Consider the following 432-nt stretch of genomic DNA (forward strand, 5'->3'; position numbering starts at 1 on the left):
AGATTCTCTTTCACATGAATCTCATGTTAATTATTCATTATTGATGAATAAGGATGGGATGTATGCATGGAGAAAACTACAGATTGTACATCCAGTTGCCTATGTGGACTTAGTTAATATTATAATAAGTAATTGGGAAGAAATAATTAATAAATTTAAAGAATTTGAAGATAATAAAAAGATTAGTTGTATTAGTATTCCCATAGAATCTAAAACCAATAAAACTGACAAAGCTGAGACCATAACTAATTGGTGGAAAAATATAGAACAGAGTTCTATAGAATATGCCCTAAAGTATAAATATTGTATAAAAACTGATATTGTTACTTGTTATGATTCTATTTATACACATAGTATTCCGTGGGCGTTACAGGGTAAAGAAAATGCTAAAAACAATAGAAATAGTGGCGTAGGAAACAGAATAGATGAAGC

The 432-nt window shown here is 28.7% G+C and carries 1 pseudogene; it reads left to right on the forward strand.

The window, feature by feature from the left end:
* Positions 1–432: pseudogene (locus AC6UDG_RS07345) on the forward strand (RNA-directed DNA polymerase); the annotation flags it as partial.

The sequence above is a fragment of the Fructilactobacillus sp. X2R1C1 genome, assembly GCF_059901435.1.